The organism is Enterovibrio nigricans DSM 22720 (assembly GCF_900167155.1).
GTDB lineage: Bacteria > Pseudomonadota > Gammaproteobacteria > Enterobacterales > Vibrionaceae > Enterovibrio > Enterovibrio nigricans.
On record NZ_FUXU01000215.1, the window covers coordinates 1 to 1,491 of the forward strand.

2 protein-coding genes are annotated in these 1,491 nt (G+C 44.7%); both read right to left on the reverse strand.

Annotation, left to right across the window (positions count from 1 at the left end; translation table 11 throughout):
* Positions 1 to 52: 52 nt before the first annotated feature.
* Positions 53 to 1,369: an efflux RND transporter permease subunit gene (locus tag B5D35_RS23690; protein ID WP_244556737.1), complete on the reverse strand. Its 1,317-nt coding sequence runs from the start codon at positions 1,367 to 1,369 to the stop codon at positions 53 to 55.
* On the reverse strand, positions 1,308 to 1,491 hold a 184-nt coding region (locus B5D35_RS25185; RefSeq protein ID WP_244556736.1), incomplete at its 5' end, for a hypothetical protein. The genes B5D35_RS25185 and B5D35_RS23690, both read right to left, overlap by 62 nt.

The window sequence follows — 1,491 nt, forward strand, 5'->3', positions numbered from 1 at the left end:
ATTCTTCTGGATAGCGTTTTCCGCTCATAGCAACACCTCATAGTTTGTTCAATTATATAGCTATTGAGTGTCTAGAGAAGCGGGGTCTTACCACCTTCTGGCTTTTATGACGATTCAAATCTTCCGCTATCGCTAAATAAACAGCAGGCAAAACAAACAATGTAAAAACAGTTCCAATGATCATGCCAGCCACGAGAATAATACCAATACTGTTTCTTGCTTCAGCCCCTGCCCCAGTCACGAGAACCAATGGAAAGTGCCCCAGCACTGTTGCAGCTGTTGTCATTAAAATAGGCCTTAACCGCATCTTGGAACTTGTAATCACCGCCTCAAGTTTCTGATGGCCTTTTAGCTGAAGTTCATTGGCAAACTCTGTAATTAAAATGCCATTCTTTGCTACTAAGCCAACCAAAGTAATGAAACCAATTTGCGCGTAGATATTCATCGTTGTCATACCGAGAAATGAAAACACCATGCCGCCCGTTAATGCCAGAGGTACCGAACCGAGCAAAACCACCAATGGCGATCGAAAGCTGTTGAATTGGATCGATAAAACCATATAGACAACGAATAAAGCGACGGCGAGTACGGCAAATAGACTGTTTCCTTCTTGCCTTAACTGACGAGAACTGCCTGCGTAGTTTACTTGATAGCCCTCTGGCAAAATCTCACTCGCTTTTTGCTCTAATACCTTCAACGCTTGATCGGGTGTCGTTCCCGGCACTAAGCCCCCTAGAATACGAAACGAATTGAGTTGATTGAACCTCGCAATAGAACGAACATTCACAGTTTGCGCCAGGTTGGCCACGCTACTTAGCGGAACAAAATCTCCACTTGGCGTTTTTATTTGTAAAGCGAGCAACGACTCACTGTCCGTAAGCGCGTGCGTATCGACCATTGGAATAACACGATAAGCTTTACCATTGCTGTCAAATCTCGTGACATCTTGCTCTGACACCATCAAGGAAATTTGGTCAGTGACGGCTTGTGTCGTCATCCCTAAATCCATCATTCGTTTAGGATCAAACTCTAGCTTCGCATGAGGCATATCTATCTTAAGATCGGTATCAACAAACATAAACTTACCGCTATTTTGGGCGGCTTCTAAAAGCTGATAAGCGTATGGCAACATGTTGTCGTAACTGTCTTGTGATTGAATCACCATTTCCACATCAAATTGACCCGCTGTCGGCAATGGCATCGGCAATGTTGGATAGACACGAAGGCCCGTCACTTCTTTCAGCGTAAAGTAAACACGCTGTAATGCTTCAGAAACGGAGTAAGTACGCTGCTCATACGGAACGAAGTTAATCCCACTGAATCCACCCGACGCTGTCACTGTTTGCCACACGGTATCGACGCCTTCCATTTGAAGGATTGAACCGACGGCTTCTTGCATGGGCTTTGTTGCTTAAATCGATGGAACTAAATCTAGAAGCTACGATCTGATCGGCTACACCCATCAATCGTCGTAGTCTCATGTCTAAACCT

Excerpts from the sequence above, each read along its gene's own strand:
- B5D35_RS23690 (WP_244556737.1), bottom strand. The coding sequence starts at position 1,369 with ATGGAAGGCGTCGATACCGTGTGGCAAACAGTGACAGCGTCGGGTGGA.